Source organism: Streptomyces sp. NPDC058964 (genome assembly GCF_042741275.1).
Lineage (GTDB): Bacteria > Actinomycetota > Actinomycetes > Streptomycetales > Streptomycetaceae > Streptomyces.
This window is the reverse complement of sequence record NZ_JBHYKH010000290.1, coordinates 1-927: the sequence shown is the minus strand read 5'-3', so window position 1 is coordinate 927 and position 927 is coordinate 1. Positions and strand designations below refer to the sequence as shown.

Annotated in this window: 1 protein-coding gene; it reads left to right on the top strand. The window is 74.6% G+C overall.

Annotated features, from left to right (window positions below; all coding sequences use genetic code 11):
* Nucleotides 1-144: 144 nt before the first annotated feature.
* Nucleotides 145-927 (top strand): alcohol dehydrogenase catalytic domain-containing protein (locus ACFW2E_RS29370; protein WP_384470094.1); only part of this gene is annotated, 783 nt, incomplete at its 3' end.

The following is a 927-nucleotide window of genomic DNA, read 5'->3' as shown; positions in this document are numbered from 1 at the left end:
GGGCGGACTCCCCCACCCCCGGGGGGGTGTGTGGCGACGTCTCTCCCCCCCCCCCCGCCCCCCGCCCCCACCAGCCACTCAGACACCCCATGGCACCCATGGCCCGGACCACCGGGCCGTGCCGCTCACAGAAAGCAGATCCTCATGGACACCATGCTCGCCGGACGCTTCCACCTGGACAGCAAGAAGTTCGCCGTGGAAGAGGTCCCGATCCCCGTGCCGGGCCCGGGCGAGGTCCTCATCGAGGTCAAGGCCGCAGGCGTCTGCCTCTCCGACGTCCACCTGCTCGACGGCTCCCTCGTCCCGCTGTTCGCCACCTCCGACACGGTCACCGTCGGCCACGAGGTCTCCGGCGTCATCCACACGCACGGCCCCGACCTCAAGCGCGGCCTGCCCGTCGGCACCCGCGTCACCCTGGAGGCCGGCAAGACCTGCGGCACGTGCGCCGGCTGCGTGCGCCACCGCCCCTGCACCCAGATGCTCACCGCCGGCATCGACTACGACGGCGGCTGGGCCGAGTACGTCATCGCCCGCGAGGACACCCTCATCCCCATCCCCGACAGCCTCCCCTTCGACCAGGCCGCGATCATCCCCGACGCGGTCTCCACCCCCTACGCCGCCGTCGTCGCCACCGCGGGCGTCCGTGCCGCCCAGTCCGTCGGCGTCTGGGGCGTGGGCGGAGTCGGCGCGCACAACGTACGCCTCGCCCGCTTGGTCGGCGCCGCCCCGATCATCGCCGTCGACCCGCTGGCCAGCGCCCGCGAGCGCGCCCTCGCCTTCGGCGCGGACCTCGCGCTCGACCCGGCAGCTCCCGACTTCGCCGACCAGGTCCGCGCGGCCACCGGCGGACGCGGCCTCGACTTCGCCTTCGACTGCGCCGGCGTCCCCGCCGTCCGCGACCAGGCCGCCTCCGTGCTCGGCCTGGGC